Origin of the sequence: Paenibacillus terrae (assembly GCF_000943545.1) — a bacterium.
In the GTDB taxonomy this organism is placed as follows: domain Bacteria; phylum Bacillota; class Bacilli; order Paenibacillales; family Paenibacillaceae; genus Paenibacillus; species Paenibacillus terrae_A.
The window spans coordinates 72769-99178 of the sequence record NZ_JTHP01000007.1 but is presented as its reverse complement, the minus strand read 5'-3'; the positions used below and the strand labels follow the sequence as shown (position 1 = coordinate 99178).

Annotated in this window: 27 protein-coding genes and 1 pseudogene; 27 read left to right on the top strand and 1 reads right to left on the bottom strand. The window is 47.8% G+C overall.

Translation table 11 applies throughout. From position 1 onward, the window contains the following. Nucleotides 1-18: 18 nt before the first annotated feature. From QD47_RS05985 to QD47_RS05880, 24 genes and pseudogenes are all read left to right on the top strand, one after another. Complete coding sequence (locus tag QD47_RS05985) at nt 19-1797, top strand: hypothetical protein (RefSeq protein WP_044645252.1); 1779 nt, start codon at nt 19-21, stop codon at nt 1795-1797. 37 nt (nt 1798-1834) lie between these two features. Further along, nucleotides 1835-2475: pseudogene (locus QD47_RS05980) on the top strand (LysM peptidoglycan-binding domain-containing protein). Further along, a complete protein-coding gene (locus tag QD47_RS05975; protein ID WP_044645251.1) occupies nt 2472-3449 on the top strand; it encodes an XkdQ/YqbQ family protein in 978 nt (325 codons plus the stop codon). Before QD47_RS05980 ends, QD47_RS05975 begins: the two are co-directional and overlap by 4 nt. Then, nucleotides 3442-3849, top strand: coding sequence for a hypothetical protein (locus QD47_RS05970; RefSeq protein ID WP_044645250.1), 408 nt, complete (start codon nt 3442-3444; stop codon nt 3847-3849). Before QD47_RS05975 ends, QD47_RS05970 begins: the two co-directional genes overlap by 8 nt. Beyond that, nucleotides 3842-4300, top strand: a complete 459-nt coding sequence (locus tag QD47_RS05965) for a DUF2634 domain-containing protein (RefSeq protein ID WP_044645249.1) — start codon at nt 3842-3844, stop codon at nt 4298-4300. Before QD47_RS05970 ends, QD47_RS05965 begins: the two co-directional genes overlap by 8 nt. Beyond that, entirely contained in the window at nt 4300-5451 is a 1152-nt protein-coding gene (locus tag QD47_RS05960; protein WP_044645248.1) for a baseplate J/gp47 family protein, read from the top strand. The genes QD47_RS05965 and QD47_RS05960 overlap by 1 nt, the downstream gene beginning before the upstream one ends. A 13-nt stretch (nt 5452-5464) precedes the next feature. Continuing rightward, nucleotides 5465-6061, top strand: coding sequence for a YmfQ family protein (locus QD47_RS05955; RefSeq protein ID WP_327204661.1), 597 nt, complete (start codon nt 5465-5467; stop codon nt 6059-6061). 1 nt (nt 6062) lies between these two features. After that, nucleotides 6063-8630 carry a hypothetical protein gene (locus QD47_RS05950; RefSeq protein ID WP_044645246.1) on the top strand — a complete coding sequence of 856 codons (2568 nt, stop codon included), beginning with the start codon at nt 6063-6065 and terminating at the stop codon, nt 8628-8630. A 12-nt stretch (nt 8631-8642) separates the two neighbouring features. Then, nucleotides 8643-9254 (top strand): hypothetical protein, encoded by a 612-nt coding sequence (locus QD47_RS05945; RefSeq protein ID WP_044645245.1) that lies wholly within the window; start codon nt 8643-8645, stop codon nt 9252-9254. Between the two features lie 60 nt (nt 9255-9314). Further along, nucleotides 9315-9581, top strand: coding sequence for a hypothetical protein (locus QD47_RS05940; protein WP_044645244.1), 267 nt, complete (start codon nt 9315-9317; stop codon nt 9579-9581). Between the two features lie 43 nt (nt 9582-9624). Beyond that, a complete protein-coding gene (locus QD47_RS33695; RefSeq protein ID WP_268794228.1) occupies nt 9625-9753 on the top strand; it encodes a hypothetical protein in 129 nt (42 codons plus the stop codon). 94 nt (nt 9754-9847) lie between these two features. Beyond that, a complete protein-coding gene (locus tag QD47_RS05935) occupies nt 9848-10636 on the top strand; it encodes a putative phage tail protein (protein ID WP_152643773.1) in 789 nt (262 codons plus the stop codon). Between the two features lie 121 nt (nt 10637-10757). After that, a complete protein-coding gene (locus tag QD47_RS05930; protein ID WP_044645243.1) occupies nt 10758-11147 on the top strand; it encodes a phage tail-collar fiber domain-containing protein in 390 nt (129 codons plus the stop codon). A 14-nt stretch (nt 11148-11161) separates the two neighbouring features. Beyond that, nucleotides 11162-11836, top strand: a complete 675-nt coding sequence (locus tag QD47_RS32950; protein ID WP_235332196.1) for a tail fiber protein — start codon at nt 11162-11164, stop codon at nt 11834-11836. Nucleotides 11837-11851: 15 nt separating this feature from the next. Then, nucleotides 11852-12145: a hypothetical protein gene (locus tag QD47_RS05920; protein ID WP_044645242.1), complete on the top strand. Its 294-nt coding sequence runs from the start codon at nt 11852-11854 to the stop codon at nt 12143-12145. 54 nt (nt 12146-12199) lie between these two features. Continuing rightward, nucleotides 12200-12343 carry a hypothetical protein gene (locus QD47_RS32075; RefSeq protein WP_161797155.1) on the top strand — a complete coding sequence of 48 codons (144 nt, stop codon included), beginning with the start codon at nt 12200-12202 and terminating at the stop codon, nt 12341-12343. 91 nt (nt 12344-12434) lie between these two features. Next, complete coding sequence (locus QD47_RS05915; RefSeq protein WP_025685137.1) at nt 12435-12881, top strand: phage holin family protein; 447 nt, start codon at nt 12435-12437, stop codon at nt 12879-12881. Nucleotides 12882-13015: 134 nt separating this feature from the next. After that, complete coding sequence (locus QD47_RS05910; RefSeq protein WP_044645241.1) at nt 13016-13981, top strand: glycoside hydrolase family 25 protein; 966 nt, start codon at nt 13016-13018, stop codon at nt 13979-13981. Between the two features lie 887 nt (nt 13982-14868). After that, nucleotides 14869-16524: an ABC transporter substrate-binding protein gene (locus QD47_RS05905; RefSeq protein WP_044645240.1), complete on the top strand. Its 1656-nt coding sequence runs from the start codon at nt 14869-14871 to the stop codon at nt 16522-16524. 38 nt (nt 16525-16562) lie between these two features. Continuing rightward, nucleotides 16563-17567 (top strand): ABC transporter permease, encoded by a 1005-nt coding sequence (locus QD47_RS05900; protein ID WP_044645239.1) that lies wholly within the window; start codon nt 16563-16565, stop codon nt 17565-17567. A 35-nt stretch (nt 17568-17602) separates the two neighbouring features. Next, on the top strand, nt 17603-18514 hold the full coding sequence (gene nikC / locus QD47_RS05895) for a nickel transporter permease (protein ID WP_044645238.1): 912 nt from the start codon (nt 17603-17605) through the stop codon (nt 18512-18514). 385 nt (nt 18515-18899) lie between these two features. Beyond that, nucleotides 18900-20315 (top strand): deoxyguanosinetriphosphate triphosphohydrolase family protein, encoded by a 1416-nt coding sequence (locus QD47_RS05890; protein WP_044645237.1) that lies wholly within the window; start codon nt 18900-18902, stop codon nt 20313-20315. 191 nt (nt 20316-20506) lie between these two features. Next, entirely contained in the window at nt 20507-21451 is a 945-nt protein-coding gene (locus QD47_RS05885) for an MsnO8 family LLM class oxidoreductase (protein ID WP_044645236.1), read from the top strand. 13 nt (nt 21452-21464) lie between these two features. Further along, a complete protein-coding gene (locus QD47_RS05880) occupies nt 21465-22454 on the top strand; it encodes a methyltransferase domain-containing protein (RefSeq protein ID WP_044645235.1) in 990 nt (329 codons plus the stop codon). A gap of 8 nt (nt 22455-22462) precedes the next feature. On the opposite strand, the gene QD47_RS05875 is transcribed toward QD47_RS05880, so the two are convergent. Then, nucleotides 22463-23419, bottom strand: a complete 957-nt coding sequence (locus QD47_RS05875) for a D-2-hydroxyacid dehydrogenase (RefSeq protein WP_044645234.1) — start codon at nt 23417-23419, stop codon at nt 22463-22465. A gap of 184 nt (nt 23420-23603) precedes the next feature. Between QD47_RS05875 and thpR the strand changes: the two genes are divergently transcribed. From thpR to QD47_RS05860, 3 genes are all read left to right on the top strand, one after another. After that, nucleotides 23604-24206: an RNA 2',3'-cyclic phosphodiesterase gene (gene thpR / locus QD47_RS05870; RefSeq protein WP_044645233.1), complete on the top strand. Its 603-nt coding sequence runs from the start codon at nt 23604-23606 to the stop codon at nt 24204-24206. A gap of 102 nt (nt 24207-24308) precedes the next feature. Continuing rightward, nucleotides 24309-25121, top strand: a complete 813-nt coding sequence (locus QD47_RS05865; protein ID WP_044645232.1) for a cell wall hydrolase — start codon at nt 24309-24311, stop codon at nt 25119-25121. Nucleotides 25122-25280: 159 nt separating this feature from the next. Beyond that, the gene (locus QD47_RS05860; protein WP_044645231.1) at nt 25281-25964 is read left to right on the top strand and encodes a metal-dependent hydrolase; all 684 of its coding nucleotides are present in this window, start codon (nt 25281-25283) and stop codon (nt 25962-25964) included. Nucleotides 25965-26410: the final 446 nt, after the last annotated feature.

Genomic DNA, 26410 nt, shown 5'->3' with positions numbered 1-26410 from the left:
AGGAGGTGAACATGAAATATGGCAGAAGCATTAAATTACCGTATGAATCTCGTAATTGATCCTAAAAACGTCATTAAAGCGAACCGTGAATTGCGCGCGATGGAACGTTATTTTGAGCGGATTCAAGGACGTGTAATGAAAATAGGCCGTACTCGCATGGCCCCGGAAATCGTGCTGAACGATATGGCCTCCAAAGGCTTGGATAATTTGTTGAACAAGATTAACCAGGTCAAATCCCAGATTATTAACGCTTCGGGGAATGTCAATGTTCAGAGCATTATTCCCGCTACCGCATCAGGGCCATCCAAGGTTGATAACAATCCGAGTATCGTTTTGCTAAGTACTGCAGTGCAATTGAACACTATTGCAGTGAACGCCAACACGACTGCTATTGCAGCTTTAGGTAGCAATTTAGCTTCTCTAAAGCTTGGCGGTGAGAAGAAAGAAGAAGAGCCAAAGAGTTTTTTAACTAATGTACAAGATTTTCTTGGTAATGTTAAAAAAGTTGGTGAAGGATTAAAAAACGTTTCTGAGGCTCCGGAAGCATTCAAAAAATTTAAAACTGATTTTGGTACCCTAAAGGGACCGCTCCAGGGAACTACCCGAACAGAAAAGTTTAAAGATTTGGCTAAAAAGACACTTAATGTAGGAAAATCTGGGGGTGAATTTTTAGAAAAATTTGGAGGAGCTTCAGATTTATTGGAAGGCGGACAGGGACTATTTGATCAGGCTAAAAGCTGGGGGATGATAAATCCAAGCGAAGCCGCTGGTGTAGTACCTAGCACTGCAAGTTCAAATGCTGCGGCAGATGCAGCCTCAAGTATTATCAGACCAAGTAGCGTTGCTGGTGCAGCTGAGGAAGCCGGGTCAGGCTTATTTAAGAACCTTTTAAAAGGCGGCGCGAAAAAATTGCTGGGGCCATTAAGCTATGGGATGGATATTGTGAACATTGCGCAGGCTACCTCCGGTAAAGAACGTGCAGAAGCTATTGGTTCTACTGTAGGCGGGACCGCTGGTTCTGCGATAGGTGGAGCTATAGGCTCATTTTTGCTTCCGGGTATTGGTACTGTGGTTGGCTCTACGCTTGGAGGTATGGCGGGAGACTTTGTTGGTGGTAAAATTGGCGGATTAGTCTCAGATTATGGTCCCGCTATTATAGACAAAGCAAAGTCCGCTGGTAAATTTATTGGGGAAAAAGCTTCCCAGGTCACAGGTTGGATTTCGGATAAGGCTGGAGACTTTGGTAAAGGCTTTTCTGATTTCTTTTCTTTTGGTAAGAAAGATGAACCTAAGAAAGAGCCAGCTAAGCCACCTGAAGTTCCTAAACCTGCAATCCCGCCTCATTCGACTATAGGTGCCTCCCTTAAGCCATTAGCAACTATGCCGCCTTTATATAGTGCAGTTGCATACGTGCCTCCGCAATCAGGTGCAAAAGGCGTCCCTAATCCTTATGGTCCAATGGCTATCGCTAACCAAGGGGTCAATCCTAATCCACTATTGAATACTGCGGCTCATGCGAACAACGGAGCCAAAGCTAAAGGTAAAGCCAATGGTAATCCGACTCCTCAAGTAGTACAGATCAGCCCAGAACAAATGGGAACACTCTCCGGCTTTTTGAAGGATTTTAAGACGGAAACTACGAACCAATTCAATCTTCCAGCAGGGGCTGTACAGGTAACTGTGCATGAAAACAAGCTGGATGTGGAGGGACTTATTACGCAAATTGGCTACCGTCTCAAAGCCGAGATTCTGCGGGCGACGCAGAACATCAAGCCTGCGAGCGGAGGAGCTATGTAATGCAGTAGGATGGGAGTAACGGGGAAGGAGGAAAGAGATGGAATTTAGTTTAACGGATGGCAAGGGATTTAAGTTTATATTTCCGGTGAATCCCGAGGAAGTGACGATCTCACGGCAAAAGGGATTTGATACGACAACGATTTTATCCTATGGGGAGTTTGATTTTCCACAAGGGGAGAAGGTGAAGGAAATCTCCTTCTCTTCTTTTTTTCCCAAGGAGTACGATGAATCGTATTGTAAATATCAGGACATTCCCGATCCACAGGAGGCCATGAACACGTTGAATGGTTTTTTGCTGTCCCAAAAGCCATTACGCTTCATTATTTCAGAGACGGCTGTAAATGTACCCGTAATTGTAGCGTCTCATAACTCCACCTTTCGGGGCGGCGATTATGGGGACGTGAATTTTGATCTTTCGCTGCGGACCTGGAGTGAAATGAAGGTATCCAAAAAAGCCGGCAGTGGAACGAAGTCTGCTACGGTCAACAAAAAGCCCCGCACGGATATGAAAGAAAAGAAAAAACCTATACGGTGAAATCGGGAGATTCCTTGTCCAAAATTGCCAAGCTGGAGCTGGGGGACAGCTCACAATGGAGCCGTATTTATCAGCTTAACAAAAAGGTCATTGGTCAAAATCCGAATGCGATTAAACCGGGGCAAAAGCTGGTGCTGTCATGAGCTATAAAGTTATTTTACAGGATAAATATGATTTGTCGCCGCTCGTGGAGAACATTAATTTGAGGGATTCGCTGGAGCAAATCGCTTATCAGGGCACGGTGAATTTGGTTGTGACGCCGGATTTGCCGCCCATCTCTCCAGGGATGTCGATTCGGGTTAGTGGCATTCCTTATGGCAAAAAAGACTATGTCCCCTTGCTGTCTCCAGCGGTTATTTGGGAAGTGGAAACCTCCAACAATGGACTCAAGCGTATGACGCTGACATTGTATGATCGCACGGTGTATTTGGACAAGTCCGAGGATGAATATTTGCTCCCTGCGAAGCAGACGGCTACTCAGCGTTTTCAGAAATATGCCAGGGACTGGAAGCTGAAAATCGCTTCATTACCAGATACGAAAAAGACGCTGGGACGCGCCGTATACCGGACACAGTCCATCTATTCCATGATGTTGGGCGACCTGCGTGAAACGGCAAAAGCGGGTGGCAAGCTGTATCATCCACGGATGATTACCTCCGGTTTGGAGCTATACGAGCTGGGAACGAACAAAGATGTGTATGTTTTGGAGAGAGTGACCGATACGACACAATCCCGTACGCTCGAAGGCGCGGCCACAAGAGTCAAGGTGCTGGCTACGGCGGCCAGTGAAACGGGCAACGAGGTTCCGTCCAAGGTGATGGCGCTGGAGGAAAAGGACATTGCCAAATATGGAACGCTTCAGGTGATCGTGCAGGATGACGAGGTGAAATCAGGTGCGGCGGCACGTGAGTTGGCCAAAAGTAAGCTGAGAGGCATACAACAAACGATATCGCTAAATGCACCAGATATGAACACGATTCGTGCAGGAGACGCGGTGATGCTGGGTTCCATGAAGCTGCTGGTGATTTCAGTGAGCAGAGAATTGGGTAATCCCGGCAGTATGTCGCTGGAGTTGGGCACGTATGACGATGTAAAAAGGAGGTTTTATCTTGAATAAGGACCCCTACGGGCATTTGGTCACTGCTCTGCAATCCTCATTTCACAAGCAAACCAAGCAAGCGCTGAGTGGAGTGGGCGCGGTACTAGGCACGATTACTTCCACGGGAATCAAGCTGGATGATTTTAAACACGAGCTTCAGGATTATCTGGTCGCCGAGCTACCGGGATTGCTGTCTGTACCGCGTCATATGTACAAAGGAACCTCAACCGCAGTAGAGTCGGAGAATTGGGAGGGCAAAGAGCTGAAAACTTCCTTTTATATCGGGGAGGACGAGCTGGAGGATGTGAATCTGAGCCTGAACGAAGGACTTAAGCCCGGAGATCGCGTACTTGCGGTTCGGGTGAATAGCGGCAACGATGTGGTTGTGGTGTGCAAGGTGGTGAGTGGACGTGGCTAATTTATTTCCCGAAACGGATGATATGCTCTGGACGGATATTACGGACCCGGATGTGCTGGAGGATAACCGGGCGGTATTTGGACGAAGCTGGCGGTTTGATTTTGAAGCTGGAGAATTTGTTATGAGCCCCAGCCGTAAAATCGTGACTACAGGTGAAAAAGAAGCCTGGGTGCAGTGGTGTGAAAAAGCAATTCGTACCCCCCGCTACCGTCATGTGATCTATTCTCCCGACTATGGTAGCGAGCTGGAGGAACTGATCGGCAGCAGCTATGGGCACGGTGTGCAGGAAAGTGAAATTAAGCGCATGGTCACCGAAGCGCTACTGGCAGATGCTCGCACGGCTAGTGTGGATCAGTTTACGTTTAGCTGGGAAGGCGAGGCATGCCATTTTAGCTGCCAGATTACGAATGTGCGGGATGAAACGGAAATTGTAGAAAGTGTGGTGATCTAATGGCAGACTTGCCGGAGTATTTGGTAGACCAGACGGAAGAGGAAATTTTGAGTCGTATGCTGGAAAAAGTGCCTTCGGACATTGATAAGTCCGAGGGTTCTTTTATTTGGGATGCGCAGGCACCGGTAGCGTTTATGCTCTCCGAAGCGGCGATTTGGGCGCAGGAGCTGCTAAGACGTGGCTTTGCCAGTACGGCGGCCAGCGATAACCCGGATTTTCGCTCGCCGGAGCTGGATCTGCGAACAGCAGAGCATGGAGTGACACGGCGGGAAGCGGTTGCTGCCTCAGGTATGGTCACATTCACGGGTACAGCGGGAACGACCGTTCCGGCGGGAACGTTGGTGGCGACCCCGGCAGATGATGTATCGGGGGAAGCTTCCATTGAGTATGCGACCACGGCAGCGGTCACGCTGGATGAGCAGGGTAAAGGAGAAGCGGCGATTCGGGCAGTCAATCCCGGTCGCAGCGGTAACGTACCCGCGGGCGTCATTCAGGTGATGGCTAGCCCGGTCAATGGTGTTTCCTCCGTTATCAATACAGAGGAAACTAAAAGTGGCACGGACATTGAGAGCGACCAGCTGTTGCTGGAGCGTTTTTATGCCAAGGTGCGCAACCAGGGTACGAGCGGGAACAAGGCGCAATATACACAGTGGGCGAATGAAATCGCCGGAGTAGGCGGCGTGGAGGTTGTTCCGCTCTGGAAAGGGCCGGGTACGGTGGCTTTATATGTGCTGGACACAGATAAACGCGCTGCCAGTCCGGATATCGTCGCTGCGGTACAGAAGTACATTGATCCGACTCAGGATGGACAAGGCGAAGGGTTGGCACCAGCGGGTCCCGTGGTGACGATCATGCCTGCGACAGAGGTGGAAATTAACATCTCGGTCAAGGTACAGCGTACCAAGGAGAAGCCGTCCACCCTGGATGAGATCAAAAAGCTGATCGAAAGCGGAGTGCGGACGTATTTGAAGCAGCTTGCTTTTTACAAGGAAGACCCGTTGGTTCGGTATACCCGGATTTCTGCTGTTTTGCTGGACATTCCGATCATTATTGATTTCTCTGAGCTAAAAATCAATGGACAGAGCAATCAAAATATTGAGATTGGATCAGGTCAGGTGGCGGTACTGGGGACGGTGAGCGTCAGTGAGTAATGATGGTACGAACATGAACAATCCAATGAATCGTCTAGCTATGGGTGAAGAGGGGCACATGAGCAGCTTGCGGGGACGCGAGCTGTTTTCCTATTTACCCGCCTACTATGAAATTTCCCGTGTGATGCGCTCCGATATGGATGCGAAGGGCAGTGAACTGGATTCCTTGTATCTGGCGATGGATGCGACGGTGGCTCAGTTTTTCGTCCGTACCGCTACCTGGGGATTGGAACGCTGGGAAATGGAGCTGGGTATCGAAACCGACCTTGGCAAGCCGCTGGACCAGCGGCGTGCAGTAGTAGAGTCGAAGCTACGGGGAGCAGGGACTTTTTCCGGCCGACTTGTCAAAAATGTAGCCGAAGCATATGACGGCGGTACAGTAGATGTTACCTTTCATCCCGCTGAATGGGGATTCACGGTCAAATTTATAGATATCATCGGCATTCCGCCTAATGTGGAGGATCTTAAAGCAGCTATCGAGGAGATCAAGCCGGCTCATTTGACGGTAGAATATAAACTACGTTACCTGACCATTGCTGAAGTCGAATCTGTGACCATCTATGAAAATGAACATACAACACAGGATAGATATTTAGGAGGTGGCGCATAACATGGCAAGCGAAAAAACACCGAATCTAGGCTTAAATCAAATTGACCGTACATCACCCAAAACAACTTATTTTGATCTGGAGAAGTATTTGGATCAAAACTGGCGTGCTGTAGATAATTTTGCAGGTGATGTGAATGATGGTGTGGATGCGATCAAGAAGCGGTTGGATACAACGGAGCGCAAGGAGGTTACTCTGGAGCCTGGGGTGCAAATTGTGCATGCGGAAAAGGCTGCGCCGTTCTCGCTCACGGGGCTGAGCGGGCGTACGTTGGTGAATTTGTTGGGTAGGGATTGGGGAGCATCGAAAACCCTTTCGAGGTTCGGACGCTTTCAGTCTACGTTGAATATTGATGTTACAAAAAGCATAGTAGGAGGCGGTTCTTTAAAAATAACATCGGAACTTGCCAATGCTATTGCTGATGGTTTTGGTAATACAGCCACTACAATAAAAGCGGGCAAAAAGTATATTGCTCTTGGGAATTTGTACAACGAATCTGCCACTAATATGAGCATTGTTATTCAGGGGACTAGCTTCTCAAGTCCGTTGGTTACTTCCAAGAACAAATGGGAGTTCACCTATGTTGCATTCTCGCCCTCAGCAGATGTTAATAACACCCAAGCGATGGCGCGACTTAATGTTACAGCAGTCGGTCAGATTGGCTATGCAGATGCTCTTAGACTATATGAGATTTCTGATGCTGAATACACAGCACTTGCCGGTATGACGCTAGAACAGGTGGCGACGAAGTATCATTACGTGGACAGTGTAACGCCTGTGCGGAATCCGTATGCAATTCGGTATGGAGAAAATATGTTACCGAGCATCTACGGGTGGTCAGCCAAACAGGGTGCACCTACCATAACGGATGAAAAGAGTGTTTCCGTCACGGTGGATAATAAAATAGTACACACCGTATCGCCTTTAGTACCTGGGCAAAATTACACCGTCTCAGTCCAATCTGGTGGGGCGACTGGTAGGATTACGGTAACGGATGAGCCTGAAACAAAAATATTGGCTGAGGCGGTAGGAACTGGTCTATTAACTGCCACGTTTACGGCTAGTCAGGCGGTGAATATCAGATTGCTTGGTACATCATCTACAGTCGTAACTATGTCTAAGCCTATGTTAAACATCGGACTCATAGCCAAATCATTCAAACCTCGTGAGGATGCCATGTTAGCATTGCAAACAGACCTGTACGCAGATCCAGTTACAGGGGCTAATGCCGATACGGTGTATGAGCGAGATAGTCAATACTTTAAGTTGAAAAAATGGCGTTCGTTGGTATTGGATGGCACTTTATCTTGGGCGATTGGGGATACATCCTCTATAGGGCTTAAGCAGGTTAAGGTAGTCGGATTGGTATCTGGCGCAGTTGCCGCGAGTGGATGGGCAACCAAATTTGACGGTAAAATCATCCCGCAGGGTACGACAGGTAGCACAACGGATACAAACGCTGTTACAGGCGCAGGAGATTTATACATTTCTGTCGCTACCGCTGACAGTGGATGGGGAGACAGTTTCACACCGACAGCAGACGAGATTAAGGCGTACTTTATGGGTTGGAAGATGTACGATACTTCGACAAGTACAGACGGAAGTAGCATGTATAATCGGACGGATGGCTTAAATAAAGCATGGGCACGGCGAACAAACGGTGTCGATAAGAACGGTGGTTACGCTGACGGTAGTCTGACAGTACCAACTACTCTGGCTGCTAAGTTTACACCTTACCAACTTGTATACCAACTCGCAACGCCTACCGTTGAATCTATTGTATCTGAGGGACAGCTAGCCTTTGTTGAGGGTGATAATCAAGTTGAAGTAGGTACGGGAATTGTACTTCGGGAGAGTAACAAACCAATTCCTTACGCTGAGGGTATTACTAATAGATGGGCAATGAACCGTAACGGTGTCAACCCCTTAGAGCAAAAACCGAGCAAGATTTTTAATGTATTCGGTAACGGTAAATCTGAGGCTTTCAATTGGGGTATAGTAACCTCGCCAGATGGTAACTGGCACGGAAATGTTTATATTGACCAATTATATTCCTACGTACCAAATAAGGCCTACAGCGTCACATATCTGATGCTTGACCGTTCGCCTATAGTGCCGTTTACAGGTTCCTGCGCAACTAACGAAAAATCACTGCTGCTGGACTTGGTAGATAGCGTGCAGCAGAACACAAAGCGTGTGAGCGTGTTGGAGAATAAAAAAGCAGAGAAGGATAACCCGTCGTGGATCACACCTACACTGCTTAATGGAGTTACGGCTGAAACATCGTCAGTGGACATTCAGCCTCAGTACCTTAAAATGTCCGATAATCTAATTAAGATGCACGGGTCAATAAAAGTGCCGACTTCTAATGCAACTGTCACATTTTTTAAGTTGCCAGAAGGATACAGGCCTAAAATATTGACGGTATTAACCTGCGCAGCATCCGATGCGGTGTCTAGCGACAAAACCGCCGTAATTGCTATATCCCCTGATGGGCGTGTGGAGGTAGTAGGTAGAGGAGGTTACGGTTGGATACGTTTGGATGCCGCTCAATTTATAGCAGAAGTTTAAGGAGGGCAACACATGAAAGCAGTACCTAAAGTAAATACAGATGGCCTCTATCTGGAGGACGAGCTAGTGGACGATGCCTTTTCTGGCATCGTCCCTTTTTATGCTCTATCTTCGCTCACGCTATCTGATACAAACGAGCAGCTAGACACCTATCAGCCTACCGTTACTAATTCCAACGCTACGGATCAAACTAGCCAGGAAAAGATTCCTGCTGGCTATACCGTTGGTATTCCAGTGCCACCAGGCTTATACCATCCCCGTTTTGACATCCAAAGCTGGCTGATCTATGAAGCAGAGTTTAACCAAAAGCTGCTAGAGGCCCAAAATGTGTATGAGCAACGGAGCAAGGAATCCCAAACTTCGTTTCAGAAGCTGCACGATGAATGGCAAAGCAAGCCGGAAAAAGAACGTGGGGAAGAACCCGTATATTCTGCACCAAATTTTACAACTCCAGAACGAAAAGACCCAACGACATTCTGGGGTGAAGGATTAAGTGGCGAAGCGATCAAGGAGCTGACACAAAAAGCGGAGCAACAGCCAAGCGAGGCAGACCAATTGAAGCAGCGTATTGCAGATCTGGAAGTAACGCTGACCCAACTCATGCTTGGTAACACAGGAAAATAACGTGTACTGACTATTCTATACAGTAGCAAAAATCTATATAAAAGAGGTGAAATCATAACCATGGCAGCTTTAACAGAGGCTCAATTGCGTATTTGCGCTCATTCCTGCATCACCCGCTATGATCGGGGAGAGGGCGATGTAGCTACGATTATTGGAAGCTATGTTTTGGATGAACAACAGCGTGGCAAGGTAATGGAGATCATTTTCTCCAAACGTTCTGATCTTGCACCAGGTAACGCAGAGGATTCGTCATCTGTGGAGATTTCCAATACACAGCCAGAAACGGTTAAATGGTATAGCTCTATTTTCCGCAAGAAAACAGTATAGCGAACAGAACAAAAAACAGCCTGTACCCAAAGGGGGAACGAGCATGTATCAAAGAATGAATCCGATTATGATTGATCGTTCCAAGCTGAAAATGAATAGACAGAGCAACCAGCAAATAAGGATTCGATTTGGTCAGGCGGCAGAGCTGGGGAAGGTGATCGTCAGTGGGTAGTGATGGAATAAGCGTAAGCTCCAAAGAGACAGGTTCTTTCGGGAGGAGCGGCTCACGTATACCAGACAGTAATCAACTCGGCATCCAGAGTGTGATGAAGGATATCAAAAGTCAAATGCGCAGTGTGCGAGGACGGGAGCTATTCTCCTATTTGCCTGCTTATTACGAAATTTCCCGTGTAATGCACGCTGATATGGACGCAAAGGGTAGTGAATTGGATGCTCTATATCTCGCGTTGGATGATACATTAGCCCAGTTTTTCGTTCGTACCGCCACCTGGGCGCTGGAACGTTGGGAGATCGAGTTGGGCATCCCTATTCATTTGGACAAGCCGCTAGAGCAGCGACGTTCGGTAGTAGAATCCAAGCTGCGCGGGAGTGGCAAATTTTCCGGGGATTTAGTACGAGGTATTATGAACTCGTTTGGCGCCGATGGAGAAGTTGATTTTTTCCCGACGGAATACAAGTTTGGCATAAGTTTTGAAAATCGAGTTCCAGATAATATGGCTGATTTCAGAAAGATCATAGAGGATGTTAAGCCTGCTCATCTTGCTTTTTATATAAATAATAAAACGAGGCTTACATTTCTTCATGATCATGAGATGGATCCACGTCTCGGGTTACGTTCAAGAGTTCGCTTTTTTGGTGGTCGACCCTGGTATCTGGATGGTGTTGAGTTATTAAACGGAGGGGCTTCCTTGTCCGGGTGGACTGGGGAACGTCTGCGGTATTTGAACCGCACGAAGCTATCTATTTTGCATCGTGTAGACAATTATCAGGAAGGCAACGTAAAGATCCGGAATCATTACTGGAAATTTGATGGGAGCATGATGCTCGATGGTACCCGGCTTTTAAGCTCAACTGAGACGGTTATTTCAATGTAGATCACTTACAAATTATGTGGCTCATTGGCAAGAGGGTGAAAACTTGCAACATAGTTGCCCCATAATAAATGGATTAGACAAGGATAAACGTTAATTTTTATGAGAGAAAGGATGGTAGTTCATGGCAGAACAAGTTCTGACAGTTACGACCGCTTATGCTAGGGAACAAATGGCGCGTGCCCGCGCTGAAGGTGGTTCGCTAACTAAAGTGGTGAAGATGGCATTTGGTAGCGGAGGTGTGGATCAAGCAGGTAAGCCACTCCCTTTGGAAGGAACGGAACAGTCATTGAAAAAAGAACTAATCCAAAAGGATATTACCAGCTTTGAATTTATTTCGCCTGCGACAATCCGCTATATCTGTTCACTGGCGGAAGCTGAATTGGCTGGTGAAACGATTAATGAGCTTGCCTTGGTAGATTCGGCTGGTAAGCTAACGGCTGTTCGTACGATGAGCAATAAGACCAAGGATGCTGACATGGAGTTTATTTTTGAGATTGATGATATTTATTAAGGAGGATGAGTCTTATGGCGATAAAACAACCACGTAGATTTGTAACAACGGATCAGGGACATGCGGATGTCCTGAATGTACCAATTGATACGCTTTATTCAAACGACCAGGAACTGGCTGCACAGTTGGAAAACATCAAAAAGGACCCGGCCGGGAACGGTGTTGCTTCCAAGGAAGTACTGGATAACCATGTTGTAAATACAGACCTTCATGTCACAGCCGCCAAACAAGCGGCATGGAATGCAGCAGAAGGCAACGCAAAACAGTATACGAAGGATTACGCTGCTCTAAAACAACATAGTCACCCGGCATCGGATTTGCCAAGCGCTACTACACAAGCACGTGGTATTGTTCAGCTCAACACATCCACCGGGAGTACAGCCACGGATCAGGCAGCTACGCCAAGTGCAGTAAAGGCAATAGGTGATGAATTAAGGCAACTTATAAACAGCATAAAGGAGGCGGGTTCTGTGAAAAGTGTGCAGAGATTTAGTATTTCTAGCAATGTGTCTGACGGTATTGTAAATATTGCTCCTGTTAATGTCGGAAAAACAATGTTAAATATAACAACATATGGTGACGACGAAGGACATCAGGCCACACTTATTAACTCTACTCAAGTTAAGTTTACCCACTCGAAGTCAGATATTTTTATTTGGGCATCGTTCGAAGTCATAGAATTTAATTAAGATAGGAGTGCTTTCATGAAATATTTTGCTCAGTATAATAACGAATACGTAATTTTCGCGGTATCGCAGAGTATGGAAGCCCCAGCAGGCGATAAAGTGATTGAAGTTAATGGATATGAAGTGTTGGGCAATAGGTACCATCCTGACACAGGAGAGTTTGAAAAAATGCCGGTACGGAAACCTGAGCCATCTGTCGAGGATAAGCTGCGAGAAGAAATTGCTGTACTTAAAAAGGCTGATCTGGACAATAAAGAAGCTATTGCAGGACTGATTCAACTGGTCATGTCACAACAGACCAATGTTAAGTAGAGTTTTAAGAAGATTTTTTTTATTATGGGATAATCATTGAAGGGAGGTAATCCTGTGGATGATAAAATAAAAAGGGTTTTCGCGACAACGTTCGTACAGCTCATTCTATCAGGCCGTAGCGTGATTAACGATGTGCCCGTAGCGTTGCAAGAAATTGTTCAAACCGATTTGAATATAGCAAAAATAGAAAAGGAATAGCCAGCACGCAGTATAAATGCGTGTTTTTTTATTGCCCTTGGACCAACCAAGGGCATCCATTAGATCAGGTGGTTCAAAAGGGGGAACAAGCATGCATGAAAAGGTCGATCAGATTTGGCTGGGGTTTTCCACGGGGACCTTGATCGGTTATTTTTTCGGGGGGTGGACGACGATGTTGACGTTGTTGTTATGGATGGTTATTATCGACTTTTTCACAGGCTGGGCGGCGGCCTGGATTAACGGAGCATTGAAAAGCCGAGAGGGCTATTACGGTATTTTTCGCAAGGTTACGGTGTTTTTGATGATTACGGTAGCTCATCTGATCGACGGTATTCTGGGGGATGCACATTATTTCCGGGATGCCGTCGTTTTCTTTTATTTGGCAAATGAACTATTGTCGATTATTGAAAATGTGGGCCGAATGGGAGTGCCGATGCCGGATATTTTGCGAAATGCGGTAGCCATTTTTGAATCCAAGTCGATCGGGGAAAAGAAAAAGCCAACAGACCCCTCCGACAAAGGAAATAAAGCTTCATAAGGTGGGCAGAATGCACCTTTGCCCCATTTTCAGCACCAAGTTGGAAAAGCCCGGACCGCTTCAACGGTCCAAGCATAGTTATAACAGTAACATCATCGGTTACAACATTATGAATGACAAGGAGGGATCGCCTTATGCAAAATCGCAGTCCTAACGCTGCCGAGGGCATTGACGTGTCCCGATACCAGGGAAATATTGATTGGAAACGTGTACGAGCCGATGGCAAATCGTTTGCTTTTATTAAAGCGAGTCAGGGCCAGCGTTACGTCGATCCGACATTTATCACTAACGCAAAAGGCGCCAAGGCAGCTGGGGTATTACTGGGAGCTTACCATTTTGTAGATGCAACCAGCGTTGACGCGGCCAAAGCGGAGGCCAGACATTTTGCCGAGGTGCTGGATCGGGTTGGAGGTGCAAAAGCGCTAGACTTTCCAGCAGTAATGGATTATGAGAACAATCCGGGTGGACTTAGCTCTGCCGCGATCCATGATGTAGCCATGGGGTTTTTGATGGAATTTGAAAGGGTAAGTGGTCGCAAGCCGATGGTATATACGGGAAACGCTTTTGCGGCCCATTTCAAAGCGTCGCTGGGAGCTTATAAGCTGTGGATCGCGCGTTACAGCACACGAGTGCCCAAAGATACCACAGCATGGAAGCTGTGGGACTTCTGGCAATACAGCGACAGTGGACGAGTGGATGGGATTCAAGGGCCAGTTGACCTGAATGTATACGCCGGAACTGAGGCAGAGCTGCGCCAAGCTTTTGCAGGAGAAGAGGGGGATGAGCCGATGACAGCAGAGGAAAAAGCGGCATTTAAAGCCTTGCAGCAGCAGGTTGCCGCACTTGAAAACAGCAAGGATGTGCTCAAACAGACATTGAACGAACAGACCGCTTATATTAAAAAAGTGGATCAGCAAGTAGCTGACCTGGAGGCGCGTCAGGCTATGCCAGTGCCAGCTTGGGCAAAGGAAGCCGTAGCCGCAGCTGTTGCTTTTAATCCGTCGAGTCCGATTGTGGATGCCAAGCAGCCGAGCAGCTATGATTTTTATCGCCTGCTTGTAGTCTTGAACCGTCTGGGTGTGTTTAAGAAATCGTCGTAAACTACTGAACAAACAGGAACCAGGTGGAAGAATTGGAGCTTGCCAAGAGGACGCGAGCAGCTGTTATAGCCGCGTTCTTTTTTATATAATTGTAGATATTTCCCTGTGATATTAACTAACATTGCTCTCCGAAAACGTTCGGAAATTTAAAAAAATCTATGAAAACGCTCTTGTCTACCATCTCATTTTATAGTAAAGTATCCAGTAATCACTCTCCATTCATGTAATCGCTTGTATATACTGTGAGTATATATGACATTTTTCACTATGATTCAACAAAAGCTGAATGCTTGGAGACAGCAATCTTCCTCATAACCTCACAGACCATCGCATCGGGTACTAGACTTTAGGCATACATCACGGAGGCCGATTGAATTGAACCACAGGTGTTGATATCTACTTCTACATATAAAATTACCTTACACACCTCCTACTTGAGCATTTTGCAACAATCCCAAGAGCGATTTCAAATCAGCAATATAGAGATCGAAACGGTTTAGTTCGTCTATCTATTGTACTTTCGAGCGTTGGGAATCGAATGATGCAAAATGCTGACTTATGAAATAGCTTCCATCAGAGAAAATGATATCACTCGGTAATAGGCCGAAAATCAGCTTGATTCCCTCATACTTACTCGAAATAATGCACATGCCACCCGGAAGCAGTTTTTTCTGCTGAATATAAAGGGTTATTCGTTTTAGCCGTTCAGCGCCATCATTCGTTTATACCTTACGATTGGTGATAGCTATTTGCTGTGTAAGCTTACGTAACTGTGTGTCATCGGGGTTTAATTTGGACCCTGTGTTCATTAGATCATAGAGGTTATCTGGGCATCCATCTGGTATCAACGAACTAACAATATACGAGGTGTGAAAGGGGTCTGCTGCATGAGCAAAAAGTACGTAAAGAACAAAGCTTGGACTGTCCTACTGGTGCTTGCATTGGGGGCTGTTCTGGCACTTTCCGGCTGTGGAGGTTCCAATGAAGGCGCAAAGCCAGAGGCAGGGCAAACACCAGGCGGAGCAGGAGAGGGCGTGCAGGACACGCTCATTTATGGACGCGGTGGCGATTCCGTGGCGCTGGACCCTGCGATTGTGACCGAAAGTGAATCGCTAAAAATTGGAATGCAGGTGTTCGATACCTTGCTGGAATACAAGGAGAGCACCACGGAGATTCAGCCGGGGCTTGCAGAGAGCTGGGAAGTATCACCCGACGGACTGATTTATACGTTCAAGCTGCGTCAAGGTGTAAAATTCCATGATGGAAGCGACTTTAATGCAGAAGCCGTTGTATTTAACTTTAACCGCTGGTCTGATCCGAAAAGTCCATACAAATTTGAAGGGGACTCGTATGATTATTATGATTCCATGTTTGGTCCTGAAGGAAGCAGGGTGATTAAGGAGGTCAAAGCGGTAGATGCGAACACTGTTCAGTTTACACTGACCAAGCCGCAGGCGCCCTTTTTACAAAATATCGCTATGCCATCCTTTAGTATCGCCAGCCCCAAGGCTATTCAGGAGAAAAAGGCTGATTTCAAGAGCAATCCGGTCGGTACGGGACCCTTTGTATTTAAGGAATGGAAACGGAACGATAGTATCACGCTGGAGAAAAATCCAAACTATTGGAAAGAGGGGCAGCCGAAGCTGGCCAAGATCATTGTTCGTTCTATTCCCGACAATACCGCGCGATTTAATGCTCTGCAAAACGGAGAAATTGATCTGATGGAGGATCTGAACCCGGACGATGCCAAGCAGTTGGAAGGCAATAACGAACTGCAAAAAATTGAACGCCCATCCTTTAATGTGGCGTATATCGGATTTAATTTAAAGAAAAAGGTATTCAATAATCCTAAGGTACGGCAGGCGCTTAATCATGCGGTGAACAAGCAGGCCATTATTGATGCATTGTTTGCGGGACAAGCCAAGCCTGCGGTCAATCCGATGCCACCTACGTTATGGGGATATAACGACAGCATTCAGGATTATGCCTACGATCTGGATAAGGCCAAATCCTTGCTGGCAGAAGCGGGCTACCCTAATGGGCTTACCGAGCCGTTAACCTTTTACGCGATGCCTGTATCTCGTCCGTATATGCCTGATGGCAAAAAGGTAGCGGAAGCCATTCAAGCTGATTTTGAAAAAATAGGTGTGAAAGTGAACATTCAATCGCCAGAATGGGCCACTTATCTGGATGATGTCAAGGCGGGCCAGAAAGATGATTTGTATATGCTGGGATGGAACGGAGATAATGGCGATCCGGACAACTTCCTTTACACCCTGCTGGACAAGGATACGATTCCGGGTAATAACCGTAGCTTTTATGCCAATGAGGAGCTGCACAAAATATTGGTAAAAGCCCAGGTTGAGGTCGATCAGGACAAGCGGGCGGAAATGTACAAACAAGCACAAGTGATTATTAAACAGGATGCGCCGTGGATTCCACTGGTTCACAGCACACCGCTGATGGCAGGTAAAGTGAATCTTAAGGGTTTCGTGCCTGCTCCGGCAGGTATTGAATCGTATAGTAGCGTTTATTTTGAATAGTCCAAATAGCACATACGCAAGCAGGCGGTGATTCTGGTATGAACTCATATATTGTAAAAAGACTGGCCGTTTTGATTCCGGTATTACTGGGGATGACGCTCATCGTTTTTTCGATTATTCATGCCATTCCGGGGGATCCGGCGGAAACAATACTGGGAGACAAGGCCACAGAGCAGTCCAAACAGGCACTACGTGAGCAGTTGGGGCTGGACAAGCCGTGGTTGCAGCAATATGGAACCTACCTGGGTGAGCTGGCCCATGGCGATTTGGGTGATTCGATCCGCACCAGACAGCCGATTGCCCGGGAAATGCTGCCTTATCTGGCGGCTACGCTGGAGTTGACGGTGGCGAGTATGTTTTTTGCCATTGTTGTTGGAATGAATGCGGGTATTGTGAGTGCCTGGAAGCGAAATTCATGGTTCGACTATGTCAGCATGGTCATTGCCCTTGTCGGGGTGTCGATGCCCATTTTCTGGCTGGGTCTGATGGAGCAGTGGATTTTTGCCAATAAGCTGCATTGGCTTCCTTCTATCGGACGTATGAATTCCCGTGATCCGGTGGAGGCGGTAACGCATTTGGCGGTTATTGATGCGATGATTGGTGGACGTATGGAGCAGGTATGGACGGTCATCAAGCATTTGATTTTGCCCAGCATCGCACTGGGAACCATCCCGATGGCGGTCATTGCCCGTATTACCCGTTCCAGTATGCTGGAGGTTATGGATTCGGATTATATCCGTACGGCGCGGGCGAAGGGGCTGGCATCTTTTCAAGTCGTGTACAAGCATGCACTTAAAAATGCCGCCATCCCCGTGCTTACCGTCATCGGTCTTCAGACGGGCTCGCTACTGGGCGGCGCGGTGCTGACAGAGACCATTTTTGCATGGCCCGGCATCGGACGGTACATTTTTGAAGCGATCAGCTCGCGTGACTATCCTGTCATTCAAAGCGGGATTCTGATCATTGCGTTCCTGTTCGTCATCATTAATCTGATTGTCGATTTGCTGTACGCGGTTCTGGACCGGCGTATCCGTTATCAGTAATCAAGTCGTCAATGGGTCAAGGGGGAGCTTGTCCGATGTCACAATTTTCGATGGAACCCAACAACATACCGACGACACGCCATACGCTGGTTCATGTGCCTGTCGTTTCCGGCCCTTGGAGAGACGCGTGGAGGGCTTTCCAACACAATAAAATGGCGCTCGTCGGCCTCAGCATTATTATCTTCTTTGTCATTATCGCTTTGATCGCGCCGTGGATTGCTCCGTTTGACTATAAAGCGCAGAATTTGGTGGGTCGCTTGCAGCCCCCTTCCGCAGAGCATTGGTTCGGGACGGACGATCTCGGCCGGGATTTGCTGACCCGTACGCTGTATGGAGCCAGAATCTCGTTGTGGGTCGGTTTTCTGTCCGTCATTGGTTCAATGGTCGTAGGAACGGCTTTAGGTTTAGTTGCGGGATTTTATGGAAAATGGGCAGATATGATCATCTCGCGGCTGTTCGACATTTTACTGGCGTTTCCGGGGATTCTGCTGGCGATTGCTATCGTTGCTATTTTAGGGCCTTCCCTGGAAAATGCACTGTATGCCATTGCGATCGTCAATGTACCAACTTACGGACGGTTGGTGCGCTCCAAAGTGCTTAGTGTCAAAACCGAGGAATACATCACTTCTGCCAGAGCGCTTGGGGCGAATAATGTTCGAATTATACTCCGATATATTTTGCCGAACAGCCTGACACCGATCATCGTACAGGGCACGCTGGGAATTGGAACGGCGATCATTGAAGCGGCGGCGCTTGGATTTCTCGGCTTGGGCGCACAACCTCCTCAGCCGGAGTGGGGGAAAATGCTGTCGGATTCGCGCCAATATATCCAGAATGCGCCATGGACCGTTATTTTTCCGGGTATATCCATTATGCTGACCGTATTGGGCTTTAACCTGATGGGGGACGGCTTGCGGGATGTGCTGGACCCGAGGGCGAAGCGTTAGAACAGAAGTAGTGAGGTATATAAACCGAACTTAATAGTTACCTTTAGCGCCATTGCGCAGTCGGATGGTGCTTCCCAAGCGAGCTTTCCTACGGAAAGCTTTGAAAGCGACCGCTTCGCTTGTACAGCACCATTCCGCCTACTCCGTTTTCTATGTACACTTTTCAAGTTTAGCTTATATGCTTCTAATATTAATAAAAAAGGTGTTCCCCGGCCTGAATCCTAATGGCTGGAGGAACACCTTTTTCATATGATATTTTTCGTGTAATGAACTTCGATTCATTCAACTGTGACATACAATCTTCTTGATGCAAGTCATGTCAGCTTTCCTGAGACGTGAAAAAAATGTATAATCACTCCAATTGAGTACGTTGGGAGTGGGCTTTATGACATGGCAAAACAAGAGAGAGCATCGGCAGTTTCCGGAGCAGACACGAAGCGACGCTTCACGGGCAGCATATGAACGGGATTACTCCCGATTGATCCATTCACCGACCTTTCGTCGGCTGCAAGGCAAATCACAGGTATTTGGCGCAGGCACGGGCGATTATTATCGCACACGGCTGACGCATTCGCTGGAGGTAGCGCAGATTGCACGCGAAGCGGCACGCAGCTTGTTGCGGCGGCATCCCGAGGTTGAGCTGGGGCAGGCGGATAACGCCGGGTTGATTATTGACCCCGAGGTGGTGGAATGTGCGTCCATTGCGCATGATTTTGGCCATCCGCCGTTCGGACACAAGGGCGAAGAGGTACTGGACGGCATTTTGGATCAGTTGATCGAGACGAAGGTGGCAAAGATAGCGGCCGCTGGAGGTTTCACGCCTGATTCCAAGCAGGGATTGGAGGCATATGCACGTGAGCGGCGAATCTACGAGCATTTTGAGGGGAACGCACACAATTTCCGACTAATTATGTTTTTGGAGAAGCGTGAGAACGTGGATGGTCTGAATTTGTCGGACGCTGTTTTACTGGGAATCAACAAGTATCCGTATCCGGGGATTTTAAACAAAAAAGGGATGTACCTGCATGAGTGGGAATACATTCGTTCCATCCGTGAGGATTGGGGAATTCCTGATGGTCAAAAGACGCTGGAGGCCCAGCTTATGGACCTGTGCGATGATATTGCGTATTCAGCGCATGATCTGGAGGACGGAATTAAGGCAGGGAAAATTGAGGTGCACGAGCATTTTTTGTATGATCCGTACTTGATCCGACTGATTACAGAAAAAATCACCACGTTGGAGGATAGCTTCTGGCAAGGCTGGCAGCTGGCTCAGATCGAACAGAAGGTGGCGGCTGTGCTTAGCGAATTTTTGAAGGTATGGAATGGAAAGATGCCGATGTGTGAACACGATTATTCCCGCACCCGGCGTGAGGTGAAAGCGTACTGGGTCAGTTTATTCGTCAGCAGCTTGGGTGTAATTGATGTGGGTGATTGGAAAAAGGTTACTTTTGTGCGGGATGGAAGCGAGGATCTCGATATGCTTCGTACCGTGAGTGTGCTGAAAAGCTTTGCCTGGGTCACGATGATCCGTGATCTGCGCGTACAGCGGCTGCAAAAACGGAGTGAATGGATGCTCAGACGCCTGTGGCTGGCTTTTCTCGATCCAGAGACATCCAAGTCCATTATTCCGAGTGATTGGCTTCAACGCTTTGAACGTGATCAGGGCAAGGCAAAACCGATTTGGACATGGGAGCATATGGTCATTGATTATATTGCAGGGATGACCGATGCTTTTGCCGAGAAAATATATAATGAGCTGTATGGTTTGAAGGTGGGTTCTATTTACGATCTGGACTAACATTTCATGTTGACCGAGCATTTTGCATAAATCCCAAGAGCGATTTCAAATCAGCAATATAGAGATCGAAACGATTTAGTTCGTCTATCTATTGTACTTTCGAGCGTTGGAAATCGAATTATGCAAAATGCTGAACCCTATATAGTAGAAGAAACTGGTTTTTAAGTATGGAAAAGAAGGGGGGAATATCTATGGGTTCTCAGTCTATACCTGCTAAATCACTGAATTTGGGGGTACTGGATATGGTGCCGTTATTGCCCGGAAACCGACCGGAGCAGGCCGTTCAATGGGCGGGAGAACTGGCGAGACGTGCGGAAGCATGGGGCTATACGCGCTACTGGACCTCGGAGCATCATGATATGGAGGGGCTAGCTTCCTCCAGCCCGGAAGTGCTGCTGGCTCACATCGGGGCAGTGACCCGGAAAATCAAGCTGGGGGCAGGGGCTATTTTGCTTCCGCATTATAGTCCGGTCAAGGTCGCAGAATGGTTTCATCTGCTGGCGGCTCTATATCCGGGCAGAGTCGAGCTGGGTCTCGGGAGAGCACCCGGTGGAGGACCACATGCTTCGATGGCGCTGAGCGGCAACTTTCTCCAGCATGTGGCTGAACTGCCACAGACGATGGAAGCGCTGCTGGCTTTGCTGGAAGGTACCTACGAGTATGAGCAGGTGCGCGTGTTTGCCCGCCCGATGCCTGAACAGCCACCTGCGCTGTGGATGCTGGGTACAAACCGTAAAAGTGCCGATTACGCCGCCCGGTATTCAACTGGCTATGCGTTCGGTCAATTTATGAGTGAGCAGGATACGAGAGATATGCTGAGCATGTACCGTTCCGGCTTTCAGCCGTCCAAACGAATGGACAAGCCCCGTACGATGGTTGCTGTAGGGGCCATATGTGCCTCAACGAATGAACAGGCGCAGCGGTGGGCTGCACAGATTACGATGGGTGACCCGGCGATGCGGGCTAATTGGCTGGTGGGAACAGCATCGGATGTTGCCGAACGGTTGCGCAGCTTGCAGGTTGAATACGATAATGATGAATTTTTGTTGGTCACACCCATTCCCGATTATGAGCAGCGGCTTCAATCCTACCGTCTTATAGCGGAGGCCGTAAATTCTAGCTGTGATTCCAAATGAAAAGAGATCTGACATGAACCGACATGAAATAAATAGTTCTGCTATGAATATGCAAAGATACATATATACTTACGCGTGTCATGAAACCGAGCGAGAGCTGTGTCTTTTGGAGTTGAAAAACTTGTTCGGTCACCCCCCTGAGCAAGATTCCACGCTGCTGTCCCATCGGCGGTTGGAGCCGGGCACCAGCCCGTTCATCCATCTTCGGCTGGATGTGACCGCAGATGCGGGTACGTTGGATGAGCTATGCGAAGCAGCTTCCGCAATTCATCTTGAAGAAGGGAAGACCTTCAAGGTCCTGTGCCTCAAGGAAGGCGACAACGTGGCCGACTATGACGAGCGTCGCGGTATAGAAAGACGCATTGGCGCACGTATTCGAGGACAGGCGCAAATGAAAGAACCGGATGTCACCCTGGGTGTCATACGGGTAGGAGAGCGGTGGCTGCTTGGCAAGTGCATATACAGTGACAGATCGTGGCTGGAGCGCCGTCATAAGCCGCAAAACTATTCCACCGGACTACCAGTGCTGGTAGCCAAAGCGCTTGTGAATTTAGCAGTGAATGACATAGCAGCACAGGATATAGATGTGGGCCGATTGAAGTTGCTGGACCCGTGTTGTGGCATGGGCAATGTGATGATTGAAGCAATGAGCATGGGAAAAGATATTCGCGGTTGTGATATTAATCCGCTGGCCGTACGCGGGGCACGCGTGAATTTGCGTCATTTTGGATATGAAGAGGATCGGGTAAAGCTGGGAGATATGAATCTGCTGGAGGGGACCTATGATGCGGCCATATTGGATATGCCCTATAACCTGTGCTCCGTGCTCCCTGCCGATGAACAAAAGCAGATGCTGCGCAGTCTGAGACGCTTGGCTGCACGAGCGGTAGTCGTAAGCACGGAGCCGATGGCAGCATTGCTGTCCCAGTCAGGCTGGACCCTCACGGAGCAATGCCGTATACACAAGACAGGTATGAGCCGGGAAATATGGATCTGTGAGTAATTGGTTTGTTAATACTGAGTTTTATAGTTGACCAAATTCAGCGGCAGCTCCTGATCGGCTGTGTAGGCATTCAAATTGGTGAGGAAAATATCTACTGCACGTTCAGCGTAGTGGTCCGTGTCGCCTGCAATATGCGGCGTGATCAGGACATTCTCCAGACTCCACAGCGGATGCGACGTGGGTAGCGGTTCTTCCTCGAATACATCCAGTCCGGCAAAGGCAATATGCTTTTGCTCCAGAGAGCGCACAAGTGCATCCGTATAGACAGTGCCGCCACGACCTACATTAATGAAGAAAGCTCCCTTACGCATGGCTGCAAATGCCTTTTCGTCAAAGAAGTGACGGGTTTCCTCGGTGAATGGCAAAATATTCACCACAATATCCGCTTCTCCTAGCGCTTCATGTAATTGCTCATTTGTATACATGCGCTTCACATGAGGGGCATCCTTGCCGGAACGCCGGACTCCGATCACTCGTATGCCGAAGGCTTCTGCAATCCGGGCCGTTTCACGACCGATTTCACCCACGCCTGTAATCAACAGCGTTTTGCCACGTAATTCCGTCAGCTCGCCTTTCGGTGGCTGCCATGTTTTCTGATGCTGCAAAAGAGCTGCTTGCTGTAAATAACGTGTATGCGACAGCAGCATCCCAAAGATTTGCTCCGTAATCGGAACGGCATGAACGCCACTTGTATTGGTGAGTAAAATATGACGCTTTTCCAGCTCTGCAAGTGGCAGCTTATCAATACCCGCAGACCAGGTCTGTATCCATTTCAGCTTGCTGTCTGGCTGCAAAGCCGCTTCGGAAATATGCTTGGACCAGCCTAAAATGACCTCTGCCTGTCGGATTTGTTCAGGCTCCAGCTCTTGGGCTTTACCAATGAACAGCTCATAGCCCGGAGCTGCTGCACGAACTTGCTTTTCTTGCTCTGTGGTAAGCTGGTGTAAACTTACGATGGTTCCCATGATTCATTACCTCCTCGGTTTTTGATTCTTTGGAGCTTCCAATATATTCTGATGAATCATCCTTTCAAGGATAACAGATTGGCGGGAAGATTGCATAAATAGGGGGAAAACCAGCTTGCTGTGTCACTTTAAATAACAACGAATGACTATAGCTCTGATTAGGGATGAAAGGAAGACGATGACGATGAACGGATTACCGCTGGTAGTACCGCAAACAGCACAAACACAAAGACTTTTTACCGCGATTGCTCTCCCGAGCGAGCATAAGAAGGAGTTACGCCGCTGGGTGGAACAGGATGTTAACGAACTTTCTTTTCGCAAATGGACCGATTTCAGGGATTACCACGTGACACTTCAGTTCCTGGGGGATGTGGCGACCAAGGATATACCGGAACTGGAACAGGCTTTATTTCAGGCGGCCGCTGCACATTCCCCGTTCACTCTCGGCATTGGCGAACCGGGGACTTTTGGACGAGATGGATTTCCGCGTGTGCTATGGAGGGTAGTTACGGGGCAGAAGGATTGTTTGAACCAGCTCCACCAATCCATAGTTCAGGCTACCGAACCGCTTGGCTTTAAGCCAGAGGAACGGCCTTACCGACCCCATATCACAGTAGCACGTTCATATACAGGGCAGGAGCCTGTTCCGGCGTCTATTTTTCAGTCCGATGACCGGATAGGCAAGCCGTGGGAAGTGGGAGAATTTGTTTTGTACGCGACCCGAATGGGCCAAAAACCGATGTACCAAATAATTCAAACAATCCCATTATCAAGGCGAAACCCTTGATCTATCAGCGATTTTAGTGATATAGTATTTCAGCGTTATTCAAAAGGCGCATTTTGGGTTACATATCTGAGGAATGTGCCTAAAGTTAACAGGAGGAACATTATGGAAATCGTTAAAGAACACCGTTGGTTTGCACCTCTTTTGAGTGTGCTGCTTGTTTGTATATTGGGGGTAGGCCTCTACGCTGAGGTTCAACAAACACAGAAAAATCATAAAAATGCACCTATGCAATCTCTGAGCTGGTCAGGGAACTCTTTGGCTCCTTCACACGGGGACAGGATGGGGACCCATAACGGGTCAAACAGGACAAGTCCCATCTTTGCCAAGGCTCATGGGCAGCCGAGCTGGAAACAAATCATGCCGACTCCGTTACCCGCTTCCCAGATGAAGCAGGCGGGACAAGCCCGGAGCAATGTTGCAACCGGCGTGAAAAAACCTGAAGTCCAGCATAGCAAGTCCGCAATTCTTACCCCTCCTACAACCATCTACTTTACGAAGACACAAATGCTCTCTCAGGATGACAAGGCGTTGTCTACCTGGAGCTATCCTGTCTCCGCTAAAGAACTGCTCCTGCTACAAAAAATAGTCATGGCAGAAGCAGAAGGCGAACCGTACGAAGGCAAAGTGGCAGTTGCCAACGTTGTCTTAAACCGGCTGCGGTCAGCCCCATTTCCCGATACGATTCAGGCAGTAATTTATCAAAAAGCGCAATTTAGTCCGGTTGCGAACGGGCGTCTTCGTCGTGTTCAGCCCAATCAGGACAGCATTCGTGCGGTTACGGCTGCGTTGAACGGCCATAAAGCCGTGCCTGATAATACCTGTTTTTTCCTGTCGCTGACGTTGGCTCAGGATCTTACGGTGCATCATTCGCGTACCAAGGTGAAAACAATCGGCCATCATACCTTTTATAAATAAAGGCAGCCTTCTACAAATAACAGCCCTTTCTAAACAACAGGGCTCAGCTTTGTGAACGTATTTTTTCGTGTACAGGTGAAGCTTGTATGTAAAAAGAGGTATAATGGGTAAAGGAAAGGTACCTAAGTTTTGAAAGTGACAATGGAGGTGGCAGATGATATGAAAATCACATATTACGGACATTCAGTGGTGCTGGTGGAGGAAGAGGGCAAACGGATTATCATTGATCCTTTTTTGACTGGAAATCCTAAAGCAGCAGTGAAAGCTGAGGACATTCAGGTGGATGCAGTGCTGTTGACGCATGGTCATGCGGATCATTTTGGAGATGCTGTTGAAATTGCCAAGCGCAACGATTGCCCTGTAATCGCGGTGGCGGAATTGGCTGACTATTGTTCATCTCAGGGAGCCAAGGCTCACGGTATGAACCTTGGCGGCAGTCACCAATTTGACGGCTTCCATGTAAAATTCACGCTTGCGTTTCACAGCTCCTCTTTAAATGTGGATGGACAAACGATATATATGGGTGAGCCTGCGGGCATTTTATTGACCATAGGCGGCAAAACATTTTTCCATGCTGGCGATACCGCCCTGTTTGGTGATATGCGTCTCATTGGGGAAACTAACTCGATAGATGCTGCGGTATTACCGATAGGTGACGGTTATACCATGGGACCGGAAGATGCGCTGCTGGCAGCCAAATGGCTCCGGGCAAGCCGCGTGATACCGGTGCATTACAATACATTCCCGGGCATTGAGCAGGACGGGAACGCCTTCTGTGACCGTCTGCACAAGGAAGGGATTGAGGGGAAAGCCCTGAATCCCGGTGAAAGCCTCGAATTTTAACCTGCACTGTCGAATTGCAGGGATACGTCTGAGAGTCAGAATGTTCAACAGATATCCTTTATCAGCCTTTTTTGTTCCTTCGGGAATGGGAAAGGCTGGATTTTTTAAAGTGAATATTTATACATAAAAATAGTATATTTTTGCATGTCACATTGAAGCTGTAATGTAAAAGATTTATTATCACAATCATAAAAACTTTGAATTGCTAACATGGTAGGTCAATGATAAAATGATAGAACTAATTAGATTCATCAGTAGATCCGACGTGTTTTTCAAGTCAAGCTATTGCATAATTATTGAAAAGCATTCGCATTCGGCGGACCGTACCGCCTTGAATACGTCACATGTTTTGTCCCCCAATCCTCGTAGTTGTTCTTTGAGTTACCTCTTGTTGCCACTGTCTTCTATTCGCCGCCTGTATTTCAGGCCAGCATGACTTTATAACA